Raw genomic sequence first — 24,112 nt, 5'->3', positions numbered from 1 at the left:
CCTCGGCCCACCCCAGGACGGGGGGCGGCCGGCGGAGCCGAGTCCTCCCGACGGCCCAGGACGGCGGGGCGGAGGGCGACGGCGAGGCGTCGCCCTCCGTGGATCCGGCCGACTTCCCGGCGTCCAACACCACCGAGCTGACCCACATGGAGACCCTCAGGGACGTCGGCGTGGAGCCGAAGTCCGTGGTCTCCAACCAGCACGGGCTGATGATCACCAACAACGTGGTCTACCAGCACAACGTCGTGCTCTTCGACACCGCGACCCGTGAGATCTTCCAGACCCTGGAGGACAAGGTGGACGCGGACGAGATGGGCATCGAGGGCCTGTCCGGCGAGGTCAGCGGCGCCCCGGTGGAGGCCGCGTGGACCCAGGACGGCGAGCACGCCTATGTCACCCAGTACGGGCTGTACCCCGTGGGCACGGCACCGGACGACAACTGCACCGCCGGCTCGGACATCGCCCCCTCCCTGGTGTACCGGTACTCGGTGGAGGAGAAGGATTGGGACGAGGCCTACCGGGTGGGCCGGGTGCCCAAGTACGTGGCCCTGTCCCCGGACGACTCCCGCCTGCTGGTCACCAACTGGTGCGACGCGACCCTGACCGTCATCGACACCGAGTCCGGGGACACCGAGCACACCATCCCGCTGGACACCATGCCCCGCGGCATCGTCGTGCTGCCGGACAACAAGACTGCCTACGTCACCGCCATGTGGGCGGACAAGCTCTACCGCGTGGACCTGGAGGCCGGCACGGCCGAGGTGGTCATGCACACCGGCCCCCAGCCGCGCCACCTCACCCTGTCCCCGGACGGGAAGACCCTCTACATGACGGTCGCCGGCGCCGACGAGATCGTGAAGATGGACGCCGAGACCGGCGAGGTCCTCGCCAGCGCGCCGGCCGGGGACGAGCCGCGCTCCATGGACATCTCCGCGGACGGCACGGCCCTGTACGTCGTGAACTACCACGCCTCCACGGTGTCCAAGATCGACGCCGAGACCCTCGAGATCATCAGCACGGCACCGGCCGGCGTGAACACCATCGGCGTCACCTATGACGAGCCCTCCGGTGAGGTCTGGGTGGCCAACTACGGCGGCACCATCGACATCTACGACGACACCGACGGCGTCGGGCCGCGTGCCGGCGGCTCCGCGCAAGACTCGGCGGACGACGCCGAGGGGTGACCCCGCCCGGGCCGGTGCAGCGCACCTATGCCGGCCCGGCGTCGGTGGGCATCGCCGCGGCCGCGACACGGATCCGGCTGTGGACGCAGTGCGCACCCGGCCCGCGGCGGGATGCCGCGGAGGGCTCACCGACCGATACACGGGCGTGCCCGGCCGGACGAGCCCTGCGGAGACGGCCGAGGTTCCCTGACCCACACGCCGAAGGCCCCGGATCATCGATCCGGGGCCTTCGTCATCCTGTGGGCCGTTTGTAAGACCAGCTGAGCCGCTAGATCATGCGGATCGCACGCGGGACCGACAGGGCCGTTCCCACGCTAGGGCGATGTTTTTCCCACGAGCCCCCCACCTCCAGCGAGAACCTCAAACTCTCGACCTCCACTGGGCTCGCATTGGGCAACAGAAATCTGAGCCGTCCACAGGAGGACCGAACGGCCGGTTCGTCTTCGACGAGCACCTCGTTCACGGCCGTCTTCTGCCCCCGCGCCGACCGACACCAGGCGGGCTGTCCCACCACATGTCACCGCAGGCCCCCGCCCCACCGCAGAGGTTGCTCAACACCCACCCCGGGCAGGCCACGCGCCGACATCCATCTGGCATCCAACCAGCCCGTTGTGTCTCGCTCCCGCACCTGGCTCAACTATTGCATCTGGGGTAATATCATGCCCACTGGTACCACGAGAGGGAATCATATGCCCATCAAGACCACCCGCCACGAGATCGAGACCCACCTGCGACGCATCTCCATCCCCATCTACGAGGGCGTGGCGGCAGGCGTCGAGATGGCCGACCGCGTCATGAGGATCGTCCCCCACCCGGACAACTACGCCTTCTTCCGGTCGTCGGCTACCCGCATTGGCGCACGAGAGCACTGGATCGACCAGGGACTCGGGCCAGGCTGGGGTGTCGCGGGTAACCCGGCATTGCAAGCGCAGACCCTCCTGGTCAACCCGGAAGCGGGCATCGAAATGCGCTTCCTGCGCGAGCGGCGCCGGTCATACCCCGGCGGCGTCCCCGTGGCCGGGCACAACGCCGCCCGCCGTGAGGCATGGTCCCAGTCCGCCCTCCCATTCAGCCTGGCCAGCGAACCAAGCGCACAGGACTCCATCGACGAGATCACCCTTCTCCTGTTGTGGGACATGACCGCGGACAGGGACATCCAGGTGCGGGTCGTGCACCCTCTGGAACCTGGCATCTACGGACGCGCGGTCCCAGTCGACATAGAGTTCGAGGTCCAACCTGGCGGCACCCTTTTCAGTCACCTCTCCTACGAAGGTGACGATCAGAACGAGAACCTGTTCGCGCACATTGACCGAGCAGACAACGAAGGCGATGGTATGAGTGGGCTCATTGGTATTTGAGGCACTGCGTGGTGAGCGTCTGCTCACACTCCGCAACGTGGAGTCGGTGACTCAGGCTGAGTTGGCCAAGACTCTTGGGGTTGGGCAGGCATTCATTTCCCGGATCGAGAGCGGAAGCAAGCCTCTGCCGCGAGACCTCGCCGTAGCGGCCGCGAGTGAGTACGGGGTGCCTCTCGAGTTCTTTTCCGTCGCCCCATCTGTAACTGACTCGGGAACGCCAACCTTTCGGAAAAGTTCGACAGCGACGGTGAAGGACGAGCGAAAGGTTTTGGCTGCTTTTGACGAAGCGGCCCGACTCTTCTACCAGTCGTCCGAAGAGTCTGGTTACTACGAGTTCAACGTCGCCGGGGCCGTAGATGACGACCCCGAAGAGACCGCTTCCAACATTCGCTCGATTCTTGGATTGGCACCAGAAGACCCCCTCCTGAACGCGACTAGAGCCGCCGAACGCCTCGGTGTCGGCGTTGTCCATGACCTTGTACCAGACGTCGGAGACGACAGCAAACACCATGGCATATCCAAGCCATCCAGGCAGGTCAATAGACCTCTCATTGCGACGGTGAGCGAGCAACCCCCCGCAGTCTCACGAATGACAATAATGCACGAACTGGGACACGTCATCTACGACCGCAACGTCGTCACTCCATGGCGGAGCACTAAGACCCCGGAAGAAGAACGCGCCTTCCGGTTCGCAGGTGCCATGCTCATTCCTGCCAATGTGTTGAAGAAACATGTAAGCGACTCTTTGACTCTGCACGGATACTTAGCGATCAAGGCCGACTACGGCGTTAGCGTAGGGGCCCTCATAAAGAGAGCCGAGAGCCTCGGAATCATCACGAAGGCTCGAGCACGGAGCCTGTACATCCAAATGTCATCTCAAGGATGGCGGTACAACGAACCCGTGCCCGTGGCCGCAGAGCGTCCGTTGCTCATCCAGCAGGCAACCACCCGCGCATTCGGTAAAGATCCGGAAGTCGTGGCACGGTCAACCGGAGCCCCTTTTCGCCTCGTTGCACACTGGATGGGCTTGGAGCAATGTATTCGTGAACCAATCGCCGAGGTGATTCCTTTCCGCAGATGACAACATAAAAGGGCCCCGGCACAGGACAAAGGCACCTCAGGCCCCACCCCCGAGTCCATAAGAAGCCCCTGGGAGTCTCGACTGAGTCTCCCAGGGGCTCTTTTCGGCGGGGGTGTAAATCGACCCCTGTTCTTCCTACAGATAGCCCCCCGCGGGCCGTTTCGACGAAAGATCGCCGCGCAAAATGCACCCATACACGAGGACCCTAGTTACCGTAGATACTCCAAGTAAAAGCCAACTCATTGTGATGAATAGGGCGCCCGTTTACCTCGCCCGCCTGCTCTACAGACTCTAGGGCTACACCCTGAGGCAATAAATCAACAACGAAGTCCAGCAGGTTCTCTACAGTCAGGGGCGCATCATACGGAAGAATGAATGAAATCCATCCTTGCTCTGCGGACTCTGGCCCAACAACCAGCATTTCAATGCATACAGCAATCTCTACGCCATTATCATCGGACAGAGAAAGCGTCTCCGTCTTCTCCCTACCCAAGTCAGCGCGAGCCGTCGTCACGAGCCGGCCGGCTACCTCTCGCATGGCATCGATAACCGACGCAGAGGTGATGGATTCGAGCGCTAGGTAATCCTCGCCCGTCGGCATTAGTTCGCCTCGGCGGTCAAGCCGAACAAACTCATTGTACGAATCTCTACGCTCTCCCACCGCATGTGTTTCACCATATGCGAGGAGCCAGCAGACTTGCTCCTCTGCGTCAAAGATCGTGGCTCCCCGCGCTTTGCCCACGTGGAGGGTCTTCACGTGTCCATATGCCTGGACATCGAGAAGGTTTTCCCCAACGGCGGGGGCCGCCGAGCGCTTCCCTACGAAGACTCGCACGGCCTCGTGCTCGACGGCGAAGTGGGCGGCTTCTCGGTTGACATACTCCTCAGGGAGTCCGAGGTCCTCGCGCAGGCAACGCTGAGTGACACGGAACTTGACCACGAGAGCGGCGCGCAGTCAGCGACCCAGGGAGGCGAGGCGGGAAGCTTTAGCCTTAGCCGCGGCCTGCGCGCGCATCCGCTGATCGGCCTCTCGCTGATGGGAGGAGCGCCCGCGTCGCTCACCGAGTGCGCGATGGAGGTCTTCGCTGGACATGGCCTTGATCGCTTCCACTGCCGGGTTGACACGAGGAGCCGTGGCGCCAGAGGAAAGACGAAGCACCTTCGGTGTGATGGTTGGAGTGGACATGCTCTGAATGTAGCAGAGGCTGTCAAGTGCCCAACAGGGTACCGCGGAGTGTTGCGCTCCGGGACATCTAGAACCAAGACCCGCACAGGTTCCGATGGGTCCTAGCCCCAGACGCCCTCCGTAAGGACGTCAAGTCCGACGCCCCAGACCTTTGCGAGGATGAGCCAGGTGCGGAGGTCGCCGTAGGTGCGGCCTGCGGCGAGGTTGAGGAGGGTCTGGCGGGCCAGTCCGGTAGCTTCGGCGAGTTCGTCGTAGGTCATGCCGGAGTTGGCCTTGTGCACCTTGAACGCGTGCGCCAGGCGGGCCATGTCGGGTTCAGGTGGGGTGTGCACTCACGGTACGCAACGGGAGCGATGGGGCCTTGTCAGCACAAGATGTTGTACCGGATGTGTGTTCGATGTCAGGAGGACCTCGACCCCACCCCAAGGGGACCGTCATTCGCCACCACGAAGGGCCCACCATGCCCCGCCACCACCACGCCCTCACCACAGGCGCACTCCTCGCCCTGACCCTCACCGCCTGCGGCACCACCACACCCGACCCCGAGCCCTCAAGCACGGATGCCTCTTCCACAGCCGCGCCGACGAGTGCCGCCACGACTAGCGATTCGCCCTCGTCGTCCGCCTCTAAACCTTCGGTCGACGGACCCAAGACCGCGGGTGCCTTCGGCCCCGCCACCTGGGCTATCAAGCCTGAGATCGACACCATCGCCCTCGCCAAGGCCCACGTCTACGGCAACCGTGTCCTCCTGCACACCGCCACCGAGACCGTGGCCTACGACCCCCAGGGACAAGAAGTCTGGCGACTGACCCGGGACTCCCAGACCCCTCCCGCCATCGTGCCCATGTCTCCCACCGTGATCGGCCTCGTCACCACCGGCTCAAGCGACAACACCGGCCTGGCCCAGTCCAAGCCCCAGATGCACGTGCAGATTGTCGACCTCGCCAACGGGAGCACCGTCGCCGAACACACCATCGACGCCGCCGAAAACCTCGCCCCTGAACTCACCACCCCCGGCCTCGGCATCAGCAACTTCGGCGGCCTCGCACAGGCCATCACCCCCGACGGCGCCATTCACACCCTCGAGGACGTCGACATGGCCGGGGCCGTCGGGGACACCGTCATCACCTCCAAAGACGAGGTCATCGGCACCGACACCTGGTCCAGCGCGGCCTACTGGGACGAGCCCCGGTACACGGATGCGACCGTCGCGGCCGCGAACACCACGGACCTACTTTTGATCGAGGGGCAGTTCGGCGTGGAGAAGACGAACGTCCTCGTGGACGCGGCCACAGGCACCGAGTACGCCCGCCCCGAGTGCGGGACCGGGGCCGTGTACCACCCGATGGTGTCCAGCCCCAACGGTGACTGGAAGGTCTCCTACGGGGCCGTCATCTCCCCGGACCACAAGGTCACCTGTATCGGTGGCGGCGAAGACGAGAAGGCCGTCGACCTGATCGCCGTGACCGACCAGGGCCGGGCCTTCGGGGCCACCACACAGGGACCCACCCTGTTCGTGGACGCCCGCCCCGGCGCCGAGCCGACCACCGAAGAGGTGGCCCCGGGCACGGTCCTACCCTCCGGTGTCATCGACGGGGACCTGGCCGTGCACTGGGACCCCTCTACCGGGGTCCTCTCGGCGAACCCGTTCAGGACTGAGTAATCCTCAGCCCCCTCCACCTTCTGATTTCAAGGAGTCACCGCATGACCCAGACCCCTACCCCACACCGGCCGGGCCGTCCCCTGTGAAGGTGGGCCTGCTCGTGCTCGCCATCTGCGCCGTCGGCGGTGTCATCATCGGAGCCATCGCCGGTCTCACCGACGGCGGGTCCGTGGAGAACATGTTCATCGGCGCTGTCTACGCGGGGTTCATCGGCATCTTCCTGCCCGGCTTGCCCGCGGCCCTGATCGCGGCCCTCGTGGTCGCCGCCCGAGGACGTCGACACCCCTGACCGCTACCAGCCAGCCTGATGGCCTGCGTTCACAGGACTTCCGTCTCCACTCCGCGGGAGGCGAGCCCTCTACTGCTATGAGCCGCGCCCCGCTCTTCTGACTTCCGTCCGCGGCCGCTTAGTGTGCCCCTACCAGCACCATCCGCGGTCACCTGCCCAGGAAGGCACACCATGCCCGAGTACGACTTCGAGACCTACCCGACCACCCCGGACGCCATGGCCAAGTACCTCCAAGAACGGGAAGCCGCGGGCAACCCCATGACCGGAGAGGAAGCCCTGGCGTACAGCGACTGGTCGCGCGAACGCGGGCGCGCCATCCAGGCAAAGATAGATGCGCGCAAGACCCCAGAGGAGCGCGAGGAGTTCCGCCGCTTCGCTGAAGAGTTCGAGCGTCAGTGCCTTGAAGATGAGAAAAGGTTCGCAGAAGAAGCGGCCCGGGAAGCCGCTGAGGACGCGGAGCGCGCCGCTCAGGGCAAGCGCCCAATCAAGCGGGAGCGGGACATCGTTACCCCTAAGGGGTTTTCCGGTATCGGAGTGACCCCGCGCGGCTGGTGACGGCTTGATCCGGGCGGGCGATGAGGCATGTCGAGAGCATAGGTCGCTCACTCATCGGGCAAGTCATCGACATTGACTCCGAGGGCTCGGAGACGTTCGGCAAGCATCCGGGCGTTCGCCTCCGACTCCTGAGCCCAGTCGCGCTCTCCGCCCACGTCACGCATTAGGCTGGCGCGCTCGAGTGCACCTCGATAATCATCAATGAGAGTTCTGATCTCGTGCTCATCACGGGTCTCGGTGACGGCAAGGACTTCCATCTCAGCGCTCTTCAAGACCTTGGAACCGCCCAGGGTCTTCTCGATCTTCTTCAGCGTCTTGCTGATGGTGTGGATATCGTCATACGAGTGGAAGAGGGCGCCATCCAAGGCGCGCAAGTCGAGGTCGAAGGTGTCGGTCCACTGGCCTCCGGAAGAGTCCGAGTACGACACGATGGCGGTGTGATGATCTGGCAAGTCCTCCCTCCCGGTGCGCTCGGGCATGTGATCGTAGAACAGGCGGGTGACCTGCCCTGGGGGGATCATGGAGGTGGGCTCGCGTAGAAGGCGCATCGACGCCATCTCAAGTCCCTGGGATTCCCGCGCCCGTATGAGAGGCGGTTCGATCCTGATGGTCACGTTGTACGCCGGGCGGACACCGATGTTGCGGACGACAAAGTCCATCTCCTGCATGGACCTCTCACCTGGCTCCAGGGTGACGAGCACGTAGGGCCGCGTGGCCTCCGTCTGGGCATCACGAGCGGTCGTCCACTGCCGTTTGGCGTACAGACCAGCCACGATGGCTGTCGCCAGGAGGCCCGCCGTCAGCAATGTGTAGATCGCCGTCCACCCAGTAGCGGTGAGACCCCAGAAGGTGTCCATCAGTAGTCGACCGCCGCGTCGCTCGCGTACAGGTCCCGCGCTGACGTGGCGGCCTCAACAGCGGCCCGGACCTTGGCGTCCTGCATGTCCAGGGCCCTGATCTTGCCGTCCAGTTCGGTGAGGCCCTCGATTCGCATGAACTCGTCCCCGTACTGCTCGGCGTACCGGGCCAGGCCACGCAACTTAGGCAGTGCGTCGGACAGGTGGTGGCCGTGCGGGTCCACGATGGAGGCCCGCACCCGGCCCTGGGCGTCCTCGTGGAAGAACAGGAAGTCCGGGCGCATGGTGCGCCAGGCGTTCCCGTCCCGGTAGGCGATGGCCAGGGACTCGTCCTTCACGCGGGAGGGGTTGCGGTACCAGGCGATGGCGCCGCGGCGGCGCATCTCCTGGTCGACGACGGACGTCTCCACCCGGTTCAGGGTCAGAGGGTACGTGCCGTCCTCAGCGGTAAGGATGTGGTCCGTGCGGGTCGGCAGGGGCTTCTTGTCGGCGTCGACGGGGCTCTCCTGCCAGTTCACCGGCTTGGTCAGATTCCCGCGCTGGGGCTCAGTGGACTGCTCCATGAGGGCCTTGTACGCGGCCTGCCGGTCGTCGGCGAGGGCCTTGATGTCGGTGCGATGCTCCTGGAACCAGCGACCGACCAGGCGGGAGGCTTCCTCCTTGACGTCCGCGACGATGTCCGGGACGGACGCCATGCCCGCCACACGGGCGTACGCCTCGCGCAGGTCGTCCTCGTCAGCGTCGGGACCGACGATGTGGTTCACGTAGGTGCGGGACACGTCCGCCGTGAAAGCCCGGGCGGCCCGCTGGTATGCCTCACGGACGACGGCGAGGTCAGCACGCTCAGTGAACATCCCGATCCGTTCCTCGCCCGTGGCACGGTCGGCGAGGATCGTGCGGACCCTGACTTCGAGGATGTCCTTGACTGCCTTGTCCACGTCCTCCCGGAACTGCCCGGCCCGGTAGTCGAGGGTGCCGTGCAGGTGACGGTGTGCCTCCTCTCCCGCGTCGGGGCGGAGGCCGTCCTCGGAGAGGTACTGGCCCAGGGCGGTCAGCAGGGGCACAGGGCCGAGGCCGCGGGAGGGTGTGGTCTCAGTCGGCAGGGACTCGAAGAGGTCCCACAGGGGCTCGTTCTCGATGGGTGTGACCTTGACGCGGTCGGTGAGCACAACGGGTCCTACAGCGCCTCCCTGGCCGCCCCCGGAGGCGCCGCGAGTCTCCCCCTGGTGGAGGCCGTCCGGGCGCACGGGGGTGCCCTGGCCATTGGACGACGGCTCCACTACACGGCCGGTAGCGTGCGTGCCGTGGCCGGGCACCTCGGGGTTGGCAGGCTCGGTGCCACCCCCCGAGGACGTACCCGCCCCGCCCGTGGGCGGGGTCACTGCGGGCCGCGGTTCGGGCCCAGGGACGGGGTCGATGATCGGGTCGGGGACATCGTCATTCGTGAGGTCCTTCACCACCTGGCGGGCGGTCTTCTCATCGAAGTTCGGGAGCAGGCACAGCACCGAGTTCAACTCGTCGTTGCCAGGGATGCGACGGGCCAGCGGAGTGCGCACCATGCGACCGAGAGTCTGGGTGATCTTCGTCAGGTCCGACACGGTGCGGAACGACATGAGCACCTCCGCGCGCGGCAGTCCCACCCCGTGGTCACGGCCTCCTTCGCCAGCAGGATGCGAACACGCTTCGTGTCCTGCACCTTCTCCGGGTCGATGTGCGGGATGAACAGGCCCGCGGCCTGGATGGCCTCCTTCTCACCAAACACGTGCGCGACGGCGTCCGCGGGCATCTCCGGCCACACGTCCATGATGATCCGCAGGTACCCGGCGATGTCGGCAGGGGTGACCGAGTTCGGCGTCTGGAGGACCATCAGCGGCACGACCCGCTCGATCTCCGCGCCCGGGTGCTCTGCCTTCTGCTCAGCCGCGTAGGCCGCCCACGCGGCCTCGAACTCGAGCAACTGCCGGACCGCGGACCGGAGCAGGACGGTCTCGAACGACCCCACCTCGTCCGGGTGGGGGATGTTCAGCAGGATGTTGTCCTTGAGCAGACCGGAGGCCTGGATACGCGCCGGGTCCACCTGCACAGGGTCAAGGCCGAGGCGCCCGCGGATACCCTGCATGGCGTTGGTGAATCGCTCCAGTGTGGCGGAGATGCCGAACACCACCGGCATGGGCGGGACACCATCCTGACCGGCGATGAGGCGCTTCACGATGGTCTTCTGCTCGGCCTGCGCCCGCGCGGTGGTGCCCATGCCCTTGTGCGCCTCGTCCAGGAAGAAGTACAGGGTCAGGTCGGGGTTGGCGACGGTGGCCGCGATGATGTCGTAGATCGTCTGCGGGACCATGTCCGGCCGCACCCGCGGGTCCAGGGCATCGAAGGCGTCCTGCCCTTCTGTGGCCGATGGCTGGAAGCCGCGGACCATGCGGGAGGTCTTCGCGAACTTCTGCGTGTTGATGAAGTACACGGTCCGCGGGTCCAGGGCAGGCTTCGTGTACCCGGCGTTCAGGTCCGTCAGCCGGCCGATCAGGTCCGGGGCGGCGGTCTCGAGCCGATGCCTGGACTGGGCATTCAACGTTGGGTCGTCCGAGAACCACAGCACGACGGCCCCGGGGTCCGCGAGGAAGTCGAAGGTGTCACTGCCGAAGAACAGGGCCTCGATCACGGCGGCCGCGATCACGGTCTTCCCGCCGCCGGTCGTGGCGGTCAGAGCCATGGTCGGCAGGCGGCCGTCCCGGTAGAGAGCCTGGGCTTCCTCGATGTTGGCCAGGATGTTGGCGACGGCGTCCGCCTGGTAGTCCTTGAGCGTGTACCTCACGCGCCCGTCCTTCCGCCCGTGTTGATCTCGAAGTTCGTCAGGTACGACTCGTACAGCCGCACCGGGGTCACGTCCTCGGGGAGGAGCGCACAGACCGCCTGGTAGCGGCGCTCGTCGTCCGTGACGACGTACACCGTGCCCACACCGGACTGGGCTACGGCCTCCGCGAACGGGGCGGCACGATCCACCTTCGTGAGCACACCATAGGCTTCGGCCACGTCCCACCCCGTGGCGGGGACCTCCGTGATGACCCGCCCGCGGGACCCGGCGCGCATCCACAGCAGGGGCGCGATCCGCTTGAACGCGAGGTCCTGCCGCACCATCAGCGGAGACTCGTACGTCAGGGTGAAGAACGCCGCGTTCTCCTCGAGTCCGTCCGACATGGGGAACTCGTCGGTGAACTTGTAGTCGCCCTTGATCGGGTCCCCGGCGGGGGTCTTCCCCGTGATAGCGGCGGTCACGCGCGGCTTCGTGATGTAGTCGCAGATGCCCCACTGCTCCCACTCCGGATCGCCCGGGCGGAGGCCCTGCTTTCGCAGGCCCTTCTGCTCGTCCGCGCCCACTTCGTTGTTGGTCACCGAGATGCACTGGCGACGCCCGCCATCCTGCTTGTTCAAGCGCATGACCGCGTGAGCGGTCGTGCCGGACCCGGAGAAGAAGTCCAGTACGACCGCGGAGGGTTTCTCTGACGTAGCAATGCGGATCGCGTCCTCCACGGCGTAAAGTGCCTTGGGGAAAGGAAAACGTCTGCCCGGGATGAGACGCCGAATCATCTCACTTCCGTGACGTCCAGCATTGTGGCCAGGGCGGTGCCACACTGTTTTCGGGGTATGGCCAGCATCCGAGCCGTGGAGCATCTCGACGGGCCCCTGGGGTGTCTGCCGCCTCACCTTGATGCGTCCCTCCTGAATGGCATCAACGGTGCCCGACTGGAGGTAGTGGATACTCCAAGTGCGTCGCTTCGCATCGTACTTCGAGGCGTATGCAAACCCCTCCTTGGCGAGCGCCAGGAGTTTTTCGCCGTTCACGCGCCAAATGCCGAGCCTTCCGTCACTACGCACAGGCCAGGCAAGGTCAATATCATCCCGGGCCGTCTCCCGTGTCGACTCATCATCGCCGCCGAAAGGAGTCCCCACACCCACGATCGCACCACTGTCCCGGTGAACGTGAATGGGATAACAGAGATTAGGGCGGGCGGTTCGAGTCCAGGCACTCCCGCCTCGAATCATCGTCAGCCAAGCAAGTTTAGGGCTTTCGTGGGCATCGAAGAGGAGATTGTCCGGGACCCGCCCGGGAGAGGCCGATCCCAGGAAAACAAAGAAAATGTACTCGTCAACTCTTGCGAGGCCATCGCGGGATGTTCCAGCCGGGTTGATGACCGCGGTAACCATCTGCATGCGCCCCTCCGGAAACGTCTGCTGGAGGAGCATGCCAAGACGCAGGTACTCCTTCTCGTCGATGGTGACGATCAGGACGGAGTCCTCGGGGTTGAGCAGTTCACGTGCGACCTGGAGGCGGCGCTCCATGAAGGACAGCCACTTCGAGTGGCGGTAGTCGTCGTCAGCCTCGACGTAGTCGTTGTTGTACTTCCAGTCCTTGGCGCCCGTGTTGTAGGGCGGGTCGATGTAGATGCAGTCCACCTTGTGGCGGTGGGTGTAGGTCAGCATCTCGAGGGCGTGGAAGTTCTCCGCGTTGATGACCGTGTGGAACGGCTTGTCCCCTCCGCGTTCGACGCGGCCGGTCTCGATGAGGCCGGGGTACATGTGGTCCCGGAACTCGGCGACGACGACGAGATCGGCGATAGGCGCCTGGGTCTCCTGGTCGCCGTCCACCGCGACCAGGTCCGCGGTGCCGTCGGCGCGGGAGATGCGCTGGACACGCCAGAGGGTCTGGTCGCCCTTCTTGGTCTCCCCGCGGGGCGGGAGGACGCGGACCTTGTCCCCCTTGCGGACCTCCCGGGAAGGCAGTTCCACGGCCTCGGGGCGGTGCTCCTCGAACACGAGGCCGAACTGGCGCTGACGCCGGGTGCGGTTCTTGATCTCGCGCTCGAGGTTGGCCGCGAGGTCAGGGTTCGTGGCGCGGACCTGGCCGAGGAGGTCAGAGAGGCTGGACATGGGCGTGAGTGCCTTCGTGTGGGTGCCGGTCGGTGTCGGTCGTGGCGACGTTCACAGCCTAACGTCACGTGTCGTTCTAACGACCAGTCTGACACGCCCTGTTGCCCTCGACTTGTGGCGCCCGAGCCTTAGAACTTGGTCTCGCGGATGTTGGCCAATCCCGGGTCCGGGTTGATGCCGAAGTCGACGTGGTAGACGCGGCGGAACGTGGCGAGATCCACGACCTGCATCGGGCCCTCACCGCGCATGAGGCGGCGGAACTGGTCGGCACCCATCCGGGTGTGCTTGGAGACGTCGGCGAGGGTCTCGTCCCGCAGGCGCGGGGCGCGGGTGACCTCGATGGCGACGAGGTGCTGAATCTTCGCGGCGATCTGCCGGTCATGGTGCCGGGGATCGTCCTTGATAACCGTTCCGTCGAACCAGGTTTCCCGCCAGGCCGGGGAGGTGTCCTCTTTTCCGAAGGCTCGGGGGTTCTCGAGGTAGTCGTTGGGTCGCCATCCGAACTTCTCCGCCATGCCGTCAACGTAGGAGCGGAGCAAGGCGGTGAGGGGCGCGCCTACCACCAGTAGGGGCGTTACTTCCCGCCGGAGGCGCTGCGCTTCCCGCCGGAAGCGTGTCTCTACCTCAAGTGGTAGAGGGGTGGGGGGTGGGTGACTCACGGTGAGGGCATGAACAGCAACCACCGCGAACCGCTCACGGCTCTGACGCGGTCAGTCTTCCGGCAGGGAGGCGGGCCCCTCCCAGAGCCGCGCTTGGAGCCCTTCTTCGGTCCGCGCCACCGTGATGGCGTCCGGCCAGGTCTCGCCCTTGAGGATGGCGTACAGGGTCGAGTAGTTGACCTGGGTGCGCTCCGCGGCGGCCTTGATGGAGGTGTCGCCGATGGCCTCGGTGAGGTTGCGGACGTAGCGGCGGAGGGCCTCGTGGACGGGGTCGTCGACGGGGACGTTGGGCCAGCGGTCGCTGACCTGGTTCGGCTTGAGCCGTGCGCGTCGTCCCACGGGTTCAGGGTAGCGGGAAACCCTTGTGGGGCTTGGGCTTTCGGGGTGCCTTGCGGGTGCTATCGTAACAACGATAGTTCGCCCTGCGTGCCGAGGAGCACCGCCCTGGAGATCACCGACTACCGCCCCGCCACCATCCCCGCACCGGCCTGGAACCGCATCGCCGACTTCACCCGCGCCGTCGCCGTCGACACCCAGGCCCACCACGACAACCGCTTCAACACCCGCGACCTCATGGGCGCTATCGCCCACCACGTCCACTGGGTCACCGACGCCGCCTGTCTGCCCCTGGACCGCTCCGTGGTGTTCCACCGCGACGTGATCGAGGACTACATCGCTCACGGAACCCCGACCCTGGGCCCCGGGTCCCGCGCCACCCGCCGCTCCTTCCTCCTGCGCGCCGCCGAGGCCGTCCTGCCCGACGACGAGCGGGTGACCCGCCTGTACCCGCACCACAAGGACGCCCCGGCCCGCCCCTACTCCGCGTTCGAGCAGAGGGCCCTGCGGTCCTGGGCCGTCGGCCAGACCACCGCCCAGCGGCGCCTGGACTGCCACACGATCCTCGCCCTCGGCCTGGGCGCCGGGCTGGGGTCCGCGGACATGATGAGCCTGCGGGTTGAGCACATCGACGCCGACGACCACGGTGTCGTGATCCACGTGACCCGCCCCGGGGCCGAGCGTGACGTGCCCGTGCTCGCCGCCTGGGAAGAGCCCCTCATCAACGTGCTGGCCGCCCGCGGCCTGGACGACTGGGCGCTCGGCCCGTCCCGCACGGGGATGAACAAGAACTGGCTGGCGAACTTTCTCAAGCGCACCCTGCCCGAGCACGGGGTCACCGTGGAGGTCGCCCGCCTGCGCAACACCTGGCTGGTGCACCACATCACTGCGGGCACCCCGCTGGGGCCGCTGGCGTTCGCCGCCGGGCTGGAGACCTTCCGCACCATCGAGAAGGTCCTGCGCTACGTGCCCCAGCCCTCCCACGACGAGGCCCGCGCGTACCTGCGCCGAGCCAAGGCAGGGCTCTGAGGACTGAGGACCATGGCCCGCACCTTCCCGAACTCGGCACCAACCAGGGACAACCAGTCCCTGGCTGGGCTGTACGACATGGACTTCGCCCCGAACGAGGGCGCCGTCCGTGGCGAGTTCACCATGCTCCGCAACGCCCAGACGGCGGCGCACATCATGGAGCACGCGGGCCTGGCCGACCTCATCGCCACCTGGCAGGCTGAGGACGGACAGGGGAACCGCCCGGGTCCGAAGCCGTGGCTGACCGAGGTCAACGTCCTGGCGCTCCTTCTGCTCCTGGCCCTGTCCCGGCGTGCCCCGCTGTTCCAGGAGGTCGGGGAGGTCCTGATCGAGGCCAGTGACGAGACGCTGGCCGCCCTGGGCATCGACCCGGCCCGCCGCACCTGGTCGGAGAAGGCCGCCTACCACCGGGCCTACCACTCGTACCGGCGCCTGCTCCCCCTGATCGACCCCGAACCGGCCTCCCTCTACCGTCGTCTCACCGTCCAGGAGTGCGACCAGGTCAAGGCGGCCTGGGTGGTCGAGGAGAACGCGGTCAAGCGCGAGCGGGCGCACACGATGGCGAACGCCCTGCTGTACGGGACGTGGATGCTCCTGCCCCGTCAGGTGCGCCGCGCGTACAAGGGTGACATCGCCATGGACGCCACGTTCGTGAAGTCCCCGGCGTACAACGGCAACACCAAGCCGAAGTCGTCTGCGTCCGATGCCGTGCACTACCGCTCGTCCGACCCGTTCGCGGGCTGGTACAAGCGCGACGGCAACCACGCGGGCCCCAGCGAACTGCCCGCCGCCCGCGCCAAGTACCAGCGCACCCAGGACTTCGTCGGGTGGGGCCGGGAGGCTCACACGGCTGTCTCGTACGGCAAGGACGTGCCCGGCATCGTGCTGGCCGTCTCCTTGGACACCCCGTCGGCGCGTCTGCCGGAGAACGCCCTGCGCATGGTCGAGCACCTCAAGCGGAACAACATGCCCGTGGGGCACGTCGTCACCGACCGCGCGTACCTGCCCGGCACCAAGCCCGCCGAACTGGCCCGCCCCCTGCGGGCCCGCGGCTACCGGCTCGTGTTCGACTACCGGGCCGAGGAGCACGGCATGGGCCAGACCGCCTCCTACGGTGGCGCGATCCAGGTGGAGGGCCGCTGGTACTGCCCGTCCATGCCCGCCCCGCTGGTGAACGCCACGAAGGACCGCATGCTCCGCAAGGAGAGCGACCCCGAGTGGATCGACTATGAGACCTACAAGAAGCGCATCGAACAGCGCAAGCAGTACGAACTCCACCTCAAGGAGCGCCCCGACGCTGAGGGTGTGGCCCGGTACGCGTGCCCGGCCGTGGGCCCGTCCGCGACCGTGTCCTGCCCGCGCCGGAAGGAGCACCCGAAGGCCGCGGACAAGCCCAAGGGCCGCATCATGCTCCCCCTGCTGGTGAAGCCCGCCCCGCAGGTGTGCGAACAGCAGTCCATGAAGATCAGCCCCCTGACGGGTGAGAAGTACGCCCAGGAGTACCCGTACAAGTCCGAGAAGTGGCAGGAGCACTACACCGGCGGCCGCCAGATGGTGGAGTCCCTGAACGCCTCCCTCAAGAACGGCGCCCACATGCCCATCGACGACACGCAGATGCGTCCGCGCCGCGGGTTCGCCGCGCAGATCGTCTCCCTGGCCGTGATGGTTGCCGCCACGAACACGCGGAAGATCATCGCCTGGCTCCACGAGCAGGTCGGCGTCACGTCGCTGTCCTCGGCGCCGGTGAAGCGTGCCCGCCGCCGCGAGCGTACGGCCGGGTTCACCCGGGCCGACGAGTTCGGGCCCGCGTACACGCCACCAGGGGGGTTGCCCCCTGAGAGGCGGGAGACCGCCTGACCGACGAGCCGCCACCACGGGACGACGTGGACACACCCAGACCCCCGCGGGAGCCTGCCCTAGAGCAGACCCGCGGGGGTCTTTCCATGCCCCCGGGAGCCTTCCTGAGCGCTCCGGGGCGGCATCGGTCCTGTCCGGCCCCGCCGTCGGGGCACGAAGAAGCCCCCGGGAGTCTCTTCCGAGGCTCCCGGGGGCTTCCGGGTTGGAACGTACAAACCGTTCCTTGGCCGTCTTACAAACGGCCCCGGTGCGCGAGGGGGGACTTGAACCCCCACGTCCTTATCGGACACAGCGACCTCAACGCTGCGCGTCTACCAATTCCGCCACTCGCGCTCATCGATCCGGGTTTCGGCCGTGGCCGATCCGCGGTGCCCTGCGCGGGCAACTAGAGAACAGTACCACGGGCGGATCGGGAGTGCCAAAACGGAGGTCGTGGTAGGTCCGTCCGATCGTCTCCACGCCGTTCGGACATCGGCGTCGCGGCGGGGCGGCGCTAGCCTGGCAGGCATGTCCCACCACGAGAAGCAGCCCGAGCACACGAGCACCGCGCACACCCCGGACCAGGGCGTCCACGCCACGGCGGGGGAGGAGGGCCCGCACCGCGACGTGGTCCCGATCTGCCGGGACCTCATCCGCATCGACACCACGAATCGCGGCGGCAACGTCTCCGTCGGCGAGCCCGAGGCCGCAGACCTATGCGCGGAGCTGATGCGCGCGGCCGGCATGGAGCCGCGCCTGTTCGAGTCCGCACCGGGGCGCGTGTCCGTGGTCGGCCATCTGCCGGGCTGGCAGGAGGACGCGCCCGGACTCATCCTTCACGGCCACACCGACGTGGTCCCCGCCGAGGCCGCGGAGTGGAGCGTCGATCCGTTCGGCGCCGAGGTGAAGGACGGCATGATCTGGGGCCGCGGCGCCGTGGACATGAAGGGCATGGACGCCATGATCCTGTCCACGCTGCTACACCTGGCCCGCACCGGCCGGCGCCCGCGCCGGCCGCTCACCGTGGCGTTTTTCGCCGATGAGGAGGCCGGCGGCGTCTACGGCGCCGGGCACGTGGTCTCCGAGCACCCGGAGGTCTTCGCCGGCTGCACGGACGCCGTCAGCGAGGTCGGCGGCTTCTCCACCGAGATCGCCGGCACCCGCGCCTACCTGGTGCAGACCGCGGAGAAGGGCATCCACTGGCTCAATCTGACATCCGTGGACCGCCCGGGGCACGGCTCGGCGCCGCACCCGGACAACGCCGTCACCCACCTGCCGCGGCCATGCAGCGCATCGGCACCCACGAGTGGCCGCTGGAGTACACCAAGACCACCCGCCAGCTGCTCGAGACGGTCGCGGAGCTGACGGGCACGGAGTTCGACGAGGCCGACCCGGGCCCACAGCTCGAGGCCCTCGGCCACGCCAAGGACTGGGTGGCCGGCACCCTGCGCACCTCCTCCAACCCCACGGGCCTCGGCGGTGGCTACAAGCACAACGTCATCCCGTCCACGGCCACCGGCACGGTGGACATGCGCACCCTGCCGGGCTCGGAGGAGGACGCGTTGGAGGTCCTCCGCGCCCTGGCGGGGGACAAAGTGGCCGTGGAGCACGAGCACCGCGACATCGGCCTGGAGACGCCCTTCTCCGGGGACCTCGTCGAGCTGATGGTCTCCGCCCTGCGTCAGGAGGACCCGGAGGCCGAGGTCCTGCCCTTCATGCTCGGCGGCGGCACGGACAACAAGCACCTGTCCCGGCTGGACATCGCCGGCTACGGCTTCTCGCCGCTGCGCCTGCCCCCTGACCTCGCTTTCACCTCCCTCTTCCACGGGATCGACGAGCGGGTCCCGATCGATGCGCTCGAGTTCGGCTGCCGGGTCCTGGACAGGATGCTCGAGCCCCGTCCGATCGGCGACTGACGTGCGACGTGTCCGCGCGGGAGGCGGGGCTGGCCGACGCCGCCGGGACAGGGGTACGGTGAGCGCATGAGCACTGATCCGCGCATGGCCCTGGAGGCCCTCGTCGCCGCCTTCAACGAGCACCTCGTCGCCGCCCAGAACAGCCGCGGAGAGGACGACCCGGCGGTCGAGGCCGCCTTCTTCTCGATCGCGGACGCGTTCGAGGCCTACGAGGACGCCCTCTATGCCGTCACCGGCGAGGTCACCCCGCTCGAGGTCTTCGAGGACGAGGAGGCGGAGGACGGCGACTTCGAGGACGCGGAGGACTGACCTCCGGCTCCCGCCCCGGCCCGCTGAGAGGGTGTTCACACCCGTGCGTCGCCCCCGCTCCGCCGCCGGGGGTGTGCCGTAGAGTGACCGCGTGAGTTGGATCGAAGCAGTCATTCTGGGCCTCGTGCAGGGCCTCACGGAGTTCCTTCCGGTCTCGTCCTCGGCGCACCTGCGCATCGTGGGCGAGTTCCTGCCCTCGGCGGCGGATCCCGGGGCGGCCTTCACCGCGATCACGCAGATCGGCACCGAGCTGGCGGTGCTCATTTACTTCTGGAAGGACATCACGCGCATCATCGCGCGGTGGTGCCGCTCCCTGGCCCGCAAGGTCCCTGCCTCCGACCCGGACGTCCGCATGGGCTGGCTGATCATCCTCGGCTCGCTGCCGATCGCGATCCTCGGCCTCCTGCTGGAGGACTGGATCGACACCGAGTTCCGCTCCCTGTGGGTCACCGCTACCATGCTGATCGTCTTCGCGATCCTCCTCGCCCTCGCCGACCGCTTCGGTCGGCAGGTCAAGCCCCTGGAGCGGCTCACCGTGCGGGACGGCGTCCTCTACGGCTTCGCGCAGGCCCTGGCGCTGATCCCGGGCGTCTCCCGCTCGGGCGGCACCATCACCATGGGCCTGGCGCTCGGCTACAGGCGTGAGGCGGCCGCCCGCTACGCCTTCCTGCTGGCGGTCCCGGCCGTGTTCGCCTCCGGGTTCTACAAGCTGTTCAAGTCGATCGGCGACCCGGCCGCGGCGCCCCTACGGCATGGGGGAGACGATGCTGGCCACGCTCATCGCCTTCGTCGTCGGCTACGCCGTGATCGCCTGGCTGATGCGCTTCATCACGCAGAACTCCTTCATGCCGTTCGTCTGGTACCGCATCGCCCTCGGCCTCGGCCTCTACGTGATGCTCGGTACCGGCCTGATCACCGCCTGACGCCGCGGACGGCGCCGGCCCCATGCCGACGGGCGCCGTCGCCGTCCCGGCCACAGGCCCGACCCGCCACACGTCACCCCCATGTCTCCGGCTCGAAAGGACACCATGCAGTCCTGGTCCGTCCCCGCCCCGCCCGCGCTCCCGGCCCATCCGGACACCCTCCGGGTGCACGACACGTCCACCGGTGCCCTGCGCAGGCCGGGGAATCCCGCGGACTCGGCCTCGCTGTACGTCTGCGGGATCACGCCCTACGACGCGACGCACCTCGGCCACGCCAACACGTATGTGGCCTTCGACCTGCTGCATCGCTACTGGCTCGGCGCCGGACTTCGCGTCTCCTACACGCAGAACGTCACGGACGTGGACGACCCCCTTCTGGAGCGCGCGGCGGCCACGGGCGTGGACTGGCAGCGGCTCGCCGGGGACCAGACCGACCTGTTCCGTTCGGACATGACCGCCCTCAACGTCCTGCCCCCGCACCACTACCTCGGCGTCTCCGAGACCGTCCCGGCGGTGGTCGCCGGCGTCGAGGCCCTCGTGGCCGCCGGCCTCGGGTACACGGTGCCCGGCCAGGACGGGGAGCCGGACGGGGACGTCTACTTCGACACGCGTGCCGCCGAGCGGGCCACCGGGTGGACCCTGGGATCGATCGGAGCCCATACGGACGCCGAGATGGCCGAGATCTTCCCGGAGCGCGGCGGGGATCCGCGGCGTCCGGGCAAGCGAGACCCCCTGGATCCGCTGCTCTGGCGGGTGCACCGCGAGGCTGAGCCCGTCTGGGACGGCGGCACCCTGGGGGCCGGCCGCCCCGGATGGCACATCGAGTGCTCGGTGATCGCCCGGCAGACCCTGCCGGCGCCCTTCACGGTGCAGGCCGGAGGGTCGGACCTGCGCTTCCCGCACCACGAGTTCTCCGCTGCCCACGCCACGGGGATCGACGGGCGAGACCTGGCCCACACCTACCTGCACTCGGGGATGGTCGCCCTCGACGGGCAGAAGATGTCCAAGTCGCTGGGCAACCTCGAGCTCGTCTCGCGGCTGACCGCCCGCGGCGTCGAGCCCGTGGCCGTCCGTGCTGCACTGCTGGACCACCACTACCGCTCCGACTGGGAGTGGTCCGAGGACGTGCTGGCCCGTGCCCAGGAACGCGTGGCCGTCTGGCGTGCCGCTCTGGCCGAGGATTCGCGCCGGGACGGGACCGCGGTGCACTCCGCGGTCGTCGCGGCGCTCTCCGAGGACCTGGACGCCCCCGCCGCGCTGCGTGCGCTGGACGACTGGGCGAACGGACGCCCCCTGTCCGCCGCCGAGCCCGTCGGAGGTGCCCCGGTGGACGTCGCCGATGTCACCGACGCGCTGCTGGGTCTTCGCCTGCGCTGACCCTCGCCCGACTCGCCACGGCACACCAGGACGCGCCTCCCGGCGGGGAGGCCGCCGTCGTGCGTCTCAGGGCGTCGTCGGGTCCCCCTGCCTCAGGAACGACGACGGCCGCGCAGGTACCGCTCGAACTCCCGGGCGATGGCCTCGCCGGACGCCTCGGGCAGCTCCCGCGCGTCGGTCGCCTCCTCGAGCTGCTGGACGTAGGCGGCGATGTCCGCGTCGTCCTGGGCGACCTCGTCCACGGACTGCCGCCACAGCGCGGCGTCGGCCTGCAGCTCGGCCGTGTCCACGGACAGGGCGAGCAGCTCCTCGAGCGCCTCGACCACGGACAGCTGCGTCTTGGGCGAGGGCGACTGCGCGACGTAGTGCGGGACCGTCCCCCACAGGGAGATCGTGGGCAGGCCGCTGCGCGCGGCGGTGTCCGTCACCACGCCCACGATGCCGGTCGGCCCCTCGTAGGTCGGCCGGTCCGCGTCCACCGCGACCCGGACGTCCGCCATAGGGGAGGAGGCCCGAGCCGGCAACGGACGGGTGTGGGGCACATCGGCGAGCAGAGCTCCGACGACGATCAGCGCGTCCACGCCCTCGTCCCGCGCGAACTGCAGGAGCTCCTGGGTGAAGGCGCGCCAGCGGACGTTCGGCTCGACCCCGGTGCAGAGCAGGACCTGGAGGCCGTCAGCGACGCAGTCCTCCGCCGGAACGGGCCGGCCCTCGCCGTCCAGGAGCGCCTCGTGGACGTGCATCGCTGGCCACTCGATGGTGCCCATCCCATCCGCATCGCGCCGGACCATGGGACGGGTGACCTGGAAGTCGTAGTACTCCCCGGTGCACACGTCCGCCCGCTCGAAGGCCTCCCACTGGCGCACGAGCATGGCCAGGGCCCCGGTGGCGGCCTGGCCGGCGTCGTTCCAGCCCTCGAAGGCCACCAGCATCACGCGCGGCGCCCGGCCGCTGGACTCCACGGCGGGGACCGTGGCGGTCAGGTAGGCCCGCAGCGGCCGAGCTCGTCGTCCGTCCTCTCGGTGGGCTCCACTTCACTCATGGACGCCACCCTAGACCCTGGACGCTGACCTAGGATGGGTTCATGCCCTCCCCCTCCCACCGGAACGCCCTGCCGGACGCCGTCCTCTGGGACATGGACGGCACCCTTGTGGACACTGAGCCGCTCTGGAACAGCGTCCAGCGGCGGCTCGTCGCCGCGCACGGCGGCACCTGGTCCGAGGAGCTCGCGGCCTCGCTGGTCGGCCAGCCCCTGGACGTCGGCGCCCGTCGGCTGCAGGAGGCCGGCCTCGACCGCCCCGTGGACGAGATCATCGCGGTCACCATGGCCGAGGTCTCCCGCGGCGTCGCCGCGGACACCCCCTGGCGACCGGGCGCCCATGCCCTTCTCACCGCGCTGGGACAGGCGGGCGTCCCCTGCGCCCTGGTGACCATGTCCTACGCCCCGCTGGCGCGCACCCTGCTCGCCGCGGCGCCCGCCGGCGTCCTGGAGCTGGCCGTCACCGGGGACGAGGTCTCCCGTGGCAAGCCCGACCCCGAGGCCTACGTCCTCGCCCTGTCCCGCCTGACCGACCGTCACCCGGAGATCGACCCCGTCCGCTGCCTCGCGGTCGAGGACTCGCCCGTGGGGGTGCGTGCGGCCATGGCCGCAGGCCTGACCACCGTGGGCGTGCCGAGCGTACTCCCGCTGGAGAAGGACGCCGCCACCGTCCTGTGGGACACCCTCTCCGGCCGCACCCTCGCGGACCTGACCGCCGTCCTGCCTTCCTCCGCGGAGCCGAACGCCGCCGACCACCGCCGCGCGGACGCCCTGTGAGGCGCACCGCGTCCGGGCTGCGGCTCGGGACCCTGGGCGGCGTGCCGGTCGTCGTCGGCTGGACCTGGCTGCTGATCGCCGCCGTCGTCCTGCTCCTCTTCGGGCCCTCCCTGCAGCGGGCGGACCCGACGCTGGGCTGGCGCGCGTACGCGGTGGCCGGCGGCTACGTGCTCGTCCTGGCCGTCTCGGTGCTGGTCCACGAGCTGGCGCACGCAGCGGTCGGCGCGGCCCACGGCTCCCGACCCCAGGAGATCGCCCTGTCCCTGTGGGGAGGACACACCCAGTTCGCACGCGCCGTGGACCGTCCCCTCGGCTCCGTCCTGACGGCGCTGGCCGGCCCGGCGGCGAACCTGCTGCTGGCGGGCCTGGCCGGCGCCGCCGGCACCTCGGTCGAGCCCGGCACCGTCACCGCCCTGCTGCTGACCATGGCCGCGACCGCGAACCTGCTGCTCGCCGCGTTCAACGCCCTGCCGGACTGCCCCTGGACGGCGGGCGGATGGTGGAGTCCGCCGTCTGGGCGGCCACCGGGTCCCGGTCCGCGGGGACGGTCGCCGCCGGCTGGTCCGGCCGCATCCTCGCCGCCGCACTGATCATCGGTGCCGTCGCCCTGCCCCTGCTCTCGGACGCCCGTCCCGGGCTCGGGGTCCTCGCCCTCACCGTCCTGGTCGGCCTGAGCCTGTACCGTGGCGCGGGCGAGGCGATCGCCGCGGGTCGCTGGCAGGGGCGAGCCGCCCGCATCGCCCTCGCCGACCTCATGCTCCGCGCGGAGGTCCTCGCCCCGGACGCCGACCGTGGCGGACGCCGAGGCC

At 68.3% G+C, this 24,112-nt stretch carries 21 protein-coding genes, 1 tRNA gene and 3 pseudogenes; 15 read left to right on the top strand and 10 right to left on the bottom strand.

Features of this window, described 5'->3' with window-relative positions; translation table 11 throughout:
• From AC2W7A_RS01200 to AC2W7A_RS01190, 3 genes are all read left to right on the top strand, one after another.
• Positions 1–1,184: YncE family protein (locus AC2W7A_RS01200; RefSeq protein ID WP_485989738.1), on the top strand; the 1,184-nt coding region annotated here is incomplete at its 5' end.
• A gap of 689 nt (positions 1,185–1,873) precedes the next feature.
• Entirely contained in the window at positions 1,874–2,542 is a 669-nt protein-coding gene (locus AC2W7A_RS01195; protein WP_485989737.1) for a hypothetical protein, read from the top strand.
• Entirely contained in the window at positions 2,523–3,623 is a 1,101-nt protein-coding gene (locus AC2W7A_RS01190; protein ID WP_485989736.1) for an XRE family transcriptional regulator, read from the top strand. Before AC2W7A_RS01195 ends, AC2W7A_RS01190 begins: the two co-directional genes overlap by 20 nt.
• 205 nt (positions 3,624–3,828) lie before the next feature.
• Here AC2W7A_RS01190 and AC2W7A_RS01185 read toward each other — a convergent pair whose 3' ends face one another.
• Both AC2W7A_RS01185 and AC2W7A_RS01180 read right to left on the bottom strand, forming a co-directional pair.
• The gene (locus AC2W7A_RS01185) at positions 3,829–4,563 is read right to left on the bottom strand and encodes a hypothetical protein (protein WP_210078833.1); all 735 of its coding nucleotides are present in this window, start codon (positions 4,561–4,563) and stop codon (positions 3,829–3,831) included.
• Between the two features lie 347 nt (positions 4,564–4,910).
• On the bottom strand, positions 4,911–5,117 hold the full coding sequence (locus AC2W7A_RS01180) for a helix-turn-helix domain-containing protein (RefSeq protein ID WP_485989735.1): 207 nt from the start codon (positions 5,115–5,117) through the stop codon (positions 4,911–4,913).
• 152 nt (positions 5,118–5,269) lie between these two features.
• Between AC2W7A_RS01180 and AC2W7A_RS01175 the strand changes: the two genes are divergently transcribed.
• The 3 genes from AC2W7A_RS01175 to AC2W7A_RS01165 all read left to right on the top strand — a co-directional run bounded on the left by AC2W7A_RS01175 (position 5,270) and on the right by AC2W7A_RS01165 (position 7,316).
• Positions 5,270–6,472: a hypothetical protein gene (locus AC2W7A_RS01175; protein WP_210078835.1), complete on the top strand. Its 1,203-nt coding sequence runs from the start codon at positions 5,270–5,272 to the stop codon at positions 6,470–6,472.
• A 100-nt stretch (positions 6,473–6,572) separates the two neighbouring features.
• Positions 6,573–6,761 (top strand): hypothetical protein, encoded by a 189-nt coding sequence (locus tag AC2W7A_RS01170; protein ID WP_485989734.1) that lies wholly within the window; start codon positions 6,573–6,575, stop codon positions 6,759–6,761.
• 171 nt (positions 6,762–6,932) lie between these two features.
• Positions 6,933–7,316 (top strand): hypothetical protein, encoded by a 384-nt coding sequence (locus AC2W7A_RS01165; protein ID WP_210078838.1) that lies wholly within the window; start codon positions 6,933–6,935, stop codon positions 7,314–7,316.
• Between the two features lie 47 nt (positions 7,317–7,363).
• Here AC2W7A_RS01165 and AC2W7A_RS01160 read toward each other — a convergent pair whose 3' ends face one another.
• From AC2W7A_RS01160 to AC2W7A_RS01135, 6 genes are all read right to left on the bottom strand, one after another.
• Positions 7,364–8,173, bottom strand: coding sequence for a hypothetical protein (locus tag AC2W7A_RS01160; RefSeq protein WP_210078839.1), 810 nt, complete (start codon positions 8,171–8,173; stop codon positions 7,364–7,366).
• Positions 8,173–9,786 (bottom strand): hypothetical protein, encoded by a 1,614-nt coding sequence (locus AC2W7A_RS01155; RefSeq protein WP_485989733.1) that lies wholly within the window; start codon positions 9,784–9,786, stop codon positions 8,173–8,175. The genes AC2W7A_RS01160 and AC2W7A_RS01155 overlap by 1 nt, the downstream gene beginning before the upstream one ends.
• Entirely contained in the window at positions 9,759–10,988 is a 1,230-nt protein-coding gene (locus AC2W7A_RS01150; protein WP_485989732.1) for a DEAD/DEAH box helicase family protein, read from the bottom strand. Before AC2W7A_RS01150 ends, AC2W7A_RS01155 begins: the two co-directional genes overlap by 28 nt.
• Positions 10,985–13,102 carry a site-specific DNA-methyltransferase gene (locus tag AC2W7A_RS01145; RefSeq protein ID WP_485989731.1) on the bottom strand — a complete coding sequence of 706 codons (2,118 nt, stop codon included), beginning with the start codon at positions 13,100–13,102 and terminating at the stop codon, positions 10,985–10,987. The genes AC2W7A_RS01150 and AC2W7A_RS01145 overlap by 4 nt, the downstream gene beginning before the upstream one ends.
• Before the next feature lie 128 nt (positions 13,103–13,230).
• Positions 13,231–13,617, bottom strand: coding sequence for a hypothetical protein (locus AC2W7A_RS01140; RefSeq protein WP_485989730.1), 387 nt, complete (start codon positions 13,615–13,617; stop codon positions 13,231–13,233).
• A gap of 195 nt (positions 13,618–13,812) precedes the next feature.
• On the bottom strand, positions 13,813–14,100 hold the full coding sequence (locus AC2W7A_RS01135; protein ID WP_485989729.1) for a hypothetical protein: 288 nt from the start codon (positions 14,098–14,100) through the stop codon (positions 13,813–13,815).
• 87 nt (positions 14,101–14,187) lie between these two features.
• On the opposite strand from AC2W7A_RS01135, the gene AC2W7A_RS01130 reads away from it, so the two are divergent.
• Together AC2W7A_RS01130 and AC2W7A_RS01125 are read left to right on the top strand one after the other, a co-directional pair.
• Positions 14,188–15,126 (top strand): hypothetical protein, encoded by a 939-nt coding sequence (locus tag AC2W7A_RS01130; protein ID WP_210078844.1) that lies wholly within the window; start codon positions 14,188–14,190, stop codon positions 15,124–15,126.
• Between the two features lie 12 nt (positions 15,127–15,138).
• Positions 15,139–16,983: a hypothetical protein gene (locus AC2W7A_RS01125; protein WP_485989728.1), complete on the top strand. Its 1,845-nt coding sequence runs from the start codon at positions 15,139–15,141 to the stop codon at positions 16,981–16,983.
• Positions 16,984–17,231: 248 nt separating this feature from the next.
• On the opposite strand, the gene AC2W7A_RS01120 is transcribed toward AC2W7A_RS01125, so the two are convergent.
• Positions 17,232–17,316: transfer RNA gene (locus AC2W7A_RS01120), tRNA-Leu, on the bottom strand.
• 174 nt (positions 17,317–17,490) lie between these two features.
• Between AC2W7A_RS01120 and AC2W7A_RS01115 the strand changes: the two are divergent.
• The 4 genes and pseudogenes from AC2W7A_RS01115 (at position 17,491) to mshC (ending at position 21,487) form a co-directional block, all read left to right on the top strand.
• Positions 17,491–18,878: pseudogene (locus tag AC2W7A_RS01115) on the top strand (M20/M25/M40 family metallo-hydrolase).
• Between the two features lie 66 nt (positions 18,879–18,944).
• Positions 18,945–19,187: a hypothetical protein gene (locus tag AC2W7A_RS01110; RefSeq protein WP_485989727.1), complete on the top strand. Its 243-nt coding sequence runs from the start codon at positions 18,945–18,947 to the stop codon at positions 19,185–19,187.
• A 91-nt stretch (positions 19,188–19,278) separates the two neighbouring features.
• Positions 19,279–20,110 (top strand): annotated as a pseudogene (locus AC2W7A_RS01105) (undecaprenyl-diphosphate phosphatase).
• Positions 20,111–20,215: 105 nt separating this feature from the next.
• A complete protein-coding gene (mshC, locus tag AC2W7A_RS01100) occupies positions 20,216–21,487 on the top strand; it encodes a cysteine--1-D-myo-inosityl 2-amino-2-deoxy-alpha-D-glucopyranoside ligase (protein ID WP_485989725.1) in 1,272 nt (423 codons plus the stop codon).
• Positions 21,488–21,579: 92 nt separating this feature from the next.
• On the opposite strand, the gene AC2W7A_RS01095 is transcribed toward mshC, so the two are convergent.
• A complete protein-coding gene (locus AC2W7A_RS01095; RefSeq protein ID WP_485989723.1) occupies positions 21,580–22,449 on the bottom strand; it encodes a PAC2 family protein in 870 nt (289 codons plus the stop codon).
• 122 nt (positions 22,450–22,571) lie between these two features.
• Here AC2W7A_RS01095 and AC2W7A_RS01090 point away from each other — a divergent pair, with 122 nt between their 5' ends.
• The 3 genes and pseudogenes from AC2W7A_RS01090 to AC2W7A_RS01080 form a co-directional block, all read left to right on the top strand.
• Positions 22,572–23,303, top strand: coding sequence for an HAD family hydrolase (locus AC2W7A_RS01090; RefSeq protein WP_485989722.1), 732 nt, complete (start codon positions 22,572–22,574; stop codon positions 23,301–23,303).
• Positions 23,300–23,893, top strand: a complete 594-nt coding sequence (locus AC2W7A_RS01085) for a site-2 protease family protein (RefSeq protein ID WP_485989721.1) — start codon at positions 23,300–23,302, stop codon at positions 23,891–23,893. The genes AC2W7A_RS01090 and AC2W7A_RS01085 overlap by 4 nt, the downstream gene beginning before the upstream one ends.
• Positions 23,800–24,112, top strand: a pseudogene (locus AC2W7A_RS01080) (site-2 protease family protein); the annotation flags it as partial. The gene AC2W7A_RS01085 and the pseudogene AC2W7A_RS01080, both read left to right, overlap by 94 nt.

This window comes from Micrococcus sp. LASM2_SD2, from assembly GCF_057364565.1.
Note: the sequence above shows the minus strand (reverse complement) of the source record. Positions and strands in the feature narration are given on the sequence as shown.

Coding starts and splice junctions, on each gene's coding strand:
- AC2W7A_RS01155 (WP_485989733.1), bottom strand. CDS start 9,786: ATGTCGTTCCGCACCGTGTCGGACCTGACGAAGATCACCCAGACTCTC.
- AC2W7A_RS01175 (WP_210078835.1), top strand. CDS start 5,270: ATGCCCCGCCACCACCACGCCCTCACCACAGGCGCACTCCTCGCCCTG.
- mshC (WP_485989725.1), top strand. CDS start 20,216: ATGCAGTCCTGGTCCGTCCCCGCCCCGCCCGCGCTCCCGGCCCATCCG.
- AC2W7A_RS01090 (WP_485989722.1), top strand. CDS start 22,572: ATGCCCTCCCCCTCCCACCGGAACGCCCTGCCGGACGCCGTCCTCTGG.
- AC2W7A_RS01110 (WP_485989727.1), top strand. CDS start 18,945: ATGAGCACTGATCCGCGCATGGCCCTGGAGGCCCTCGTCGCCGCCTTC.
- AC2W7A_RS01160 (WP_210078839.1), bottom strand. CDS start 8,173: ATGGACACCTTCTGGGGTCTCACCGCTACTGGGTGGACGGCGATCTAC.
- AC2W7A_RS01125 (WP_485989728.1), top strand. CDS start 15,139: ATGGCCCGCACCTTCCCGAACTCGGCACCAACCAGGGACAACCAGTCC.
- AC2W7A_RS01165 (WP_210078838.1), top strand. CDS start 6,933: ATGCCCGAGTACGACTTCGAGACCTACCCGACCACCCCGGACGCCATG.
- AC2W7A_RS01145 (WP_485989731.1), bottom strand. CDS start 13,102: ATGTCCAGCCTCTCTGACCTCCTCGGCCAGGTCCGCGCCACGAACCCT.
- AC2W7A_RS01140 (WP_485989730.1), bottom strand. CDS start 13,617: ATGGCGGAGAAGTTCGGATGGCGACCCAACGACTACCTCGAGAACCCC.
- AC2W7A_RS01195 (WP_485989737.1), top strand. CDS start 1,874: ATGCCCATCAAGACCACCCGCCACGAGATCGAGACCCACCTGCGACGC.
- AC2W7A_RS01180 (WP_485989735.1), bottom strand. CDS start 5,117: ATGGCCCGCCTGGCGCACGCGTTCAAGGTGCACAAGGCCAACTCCGGC.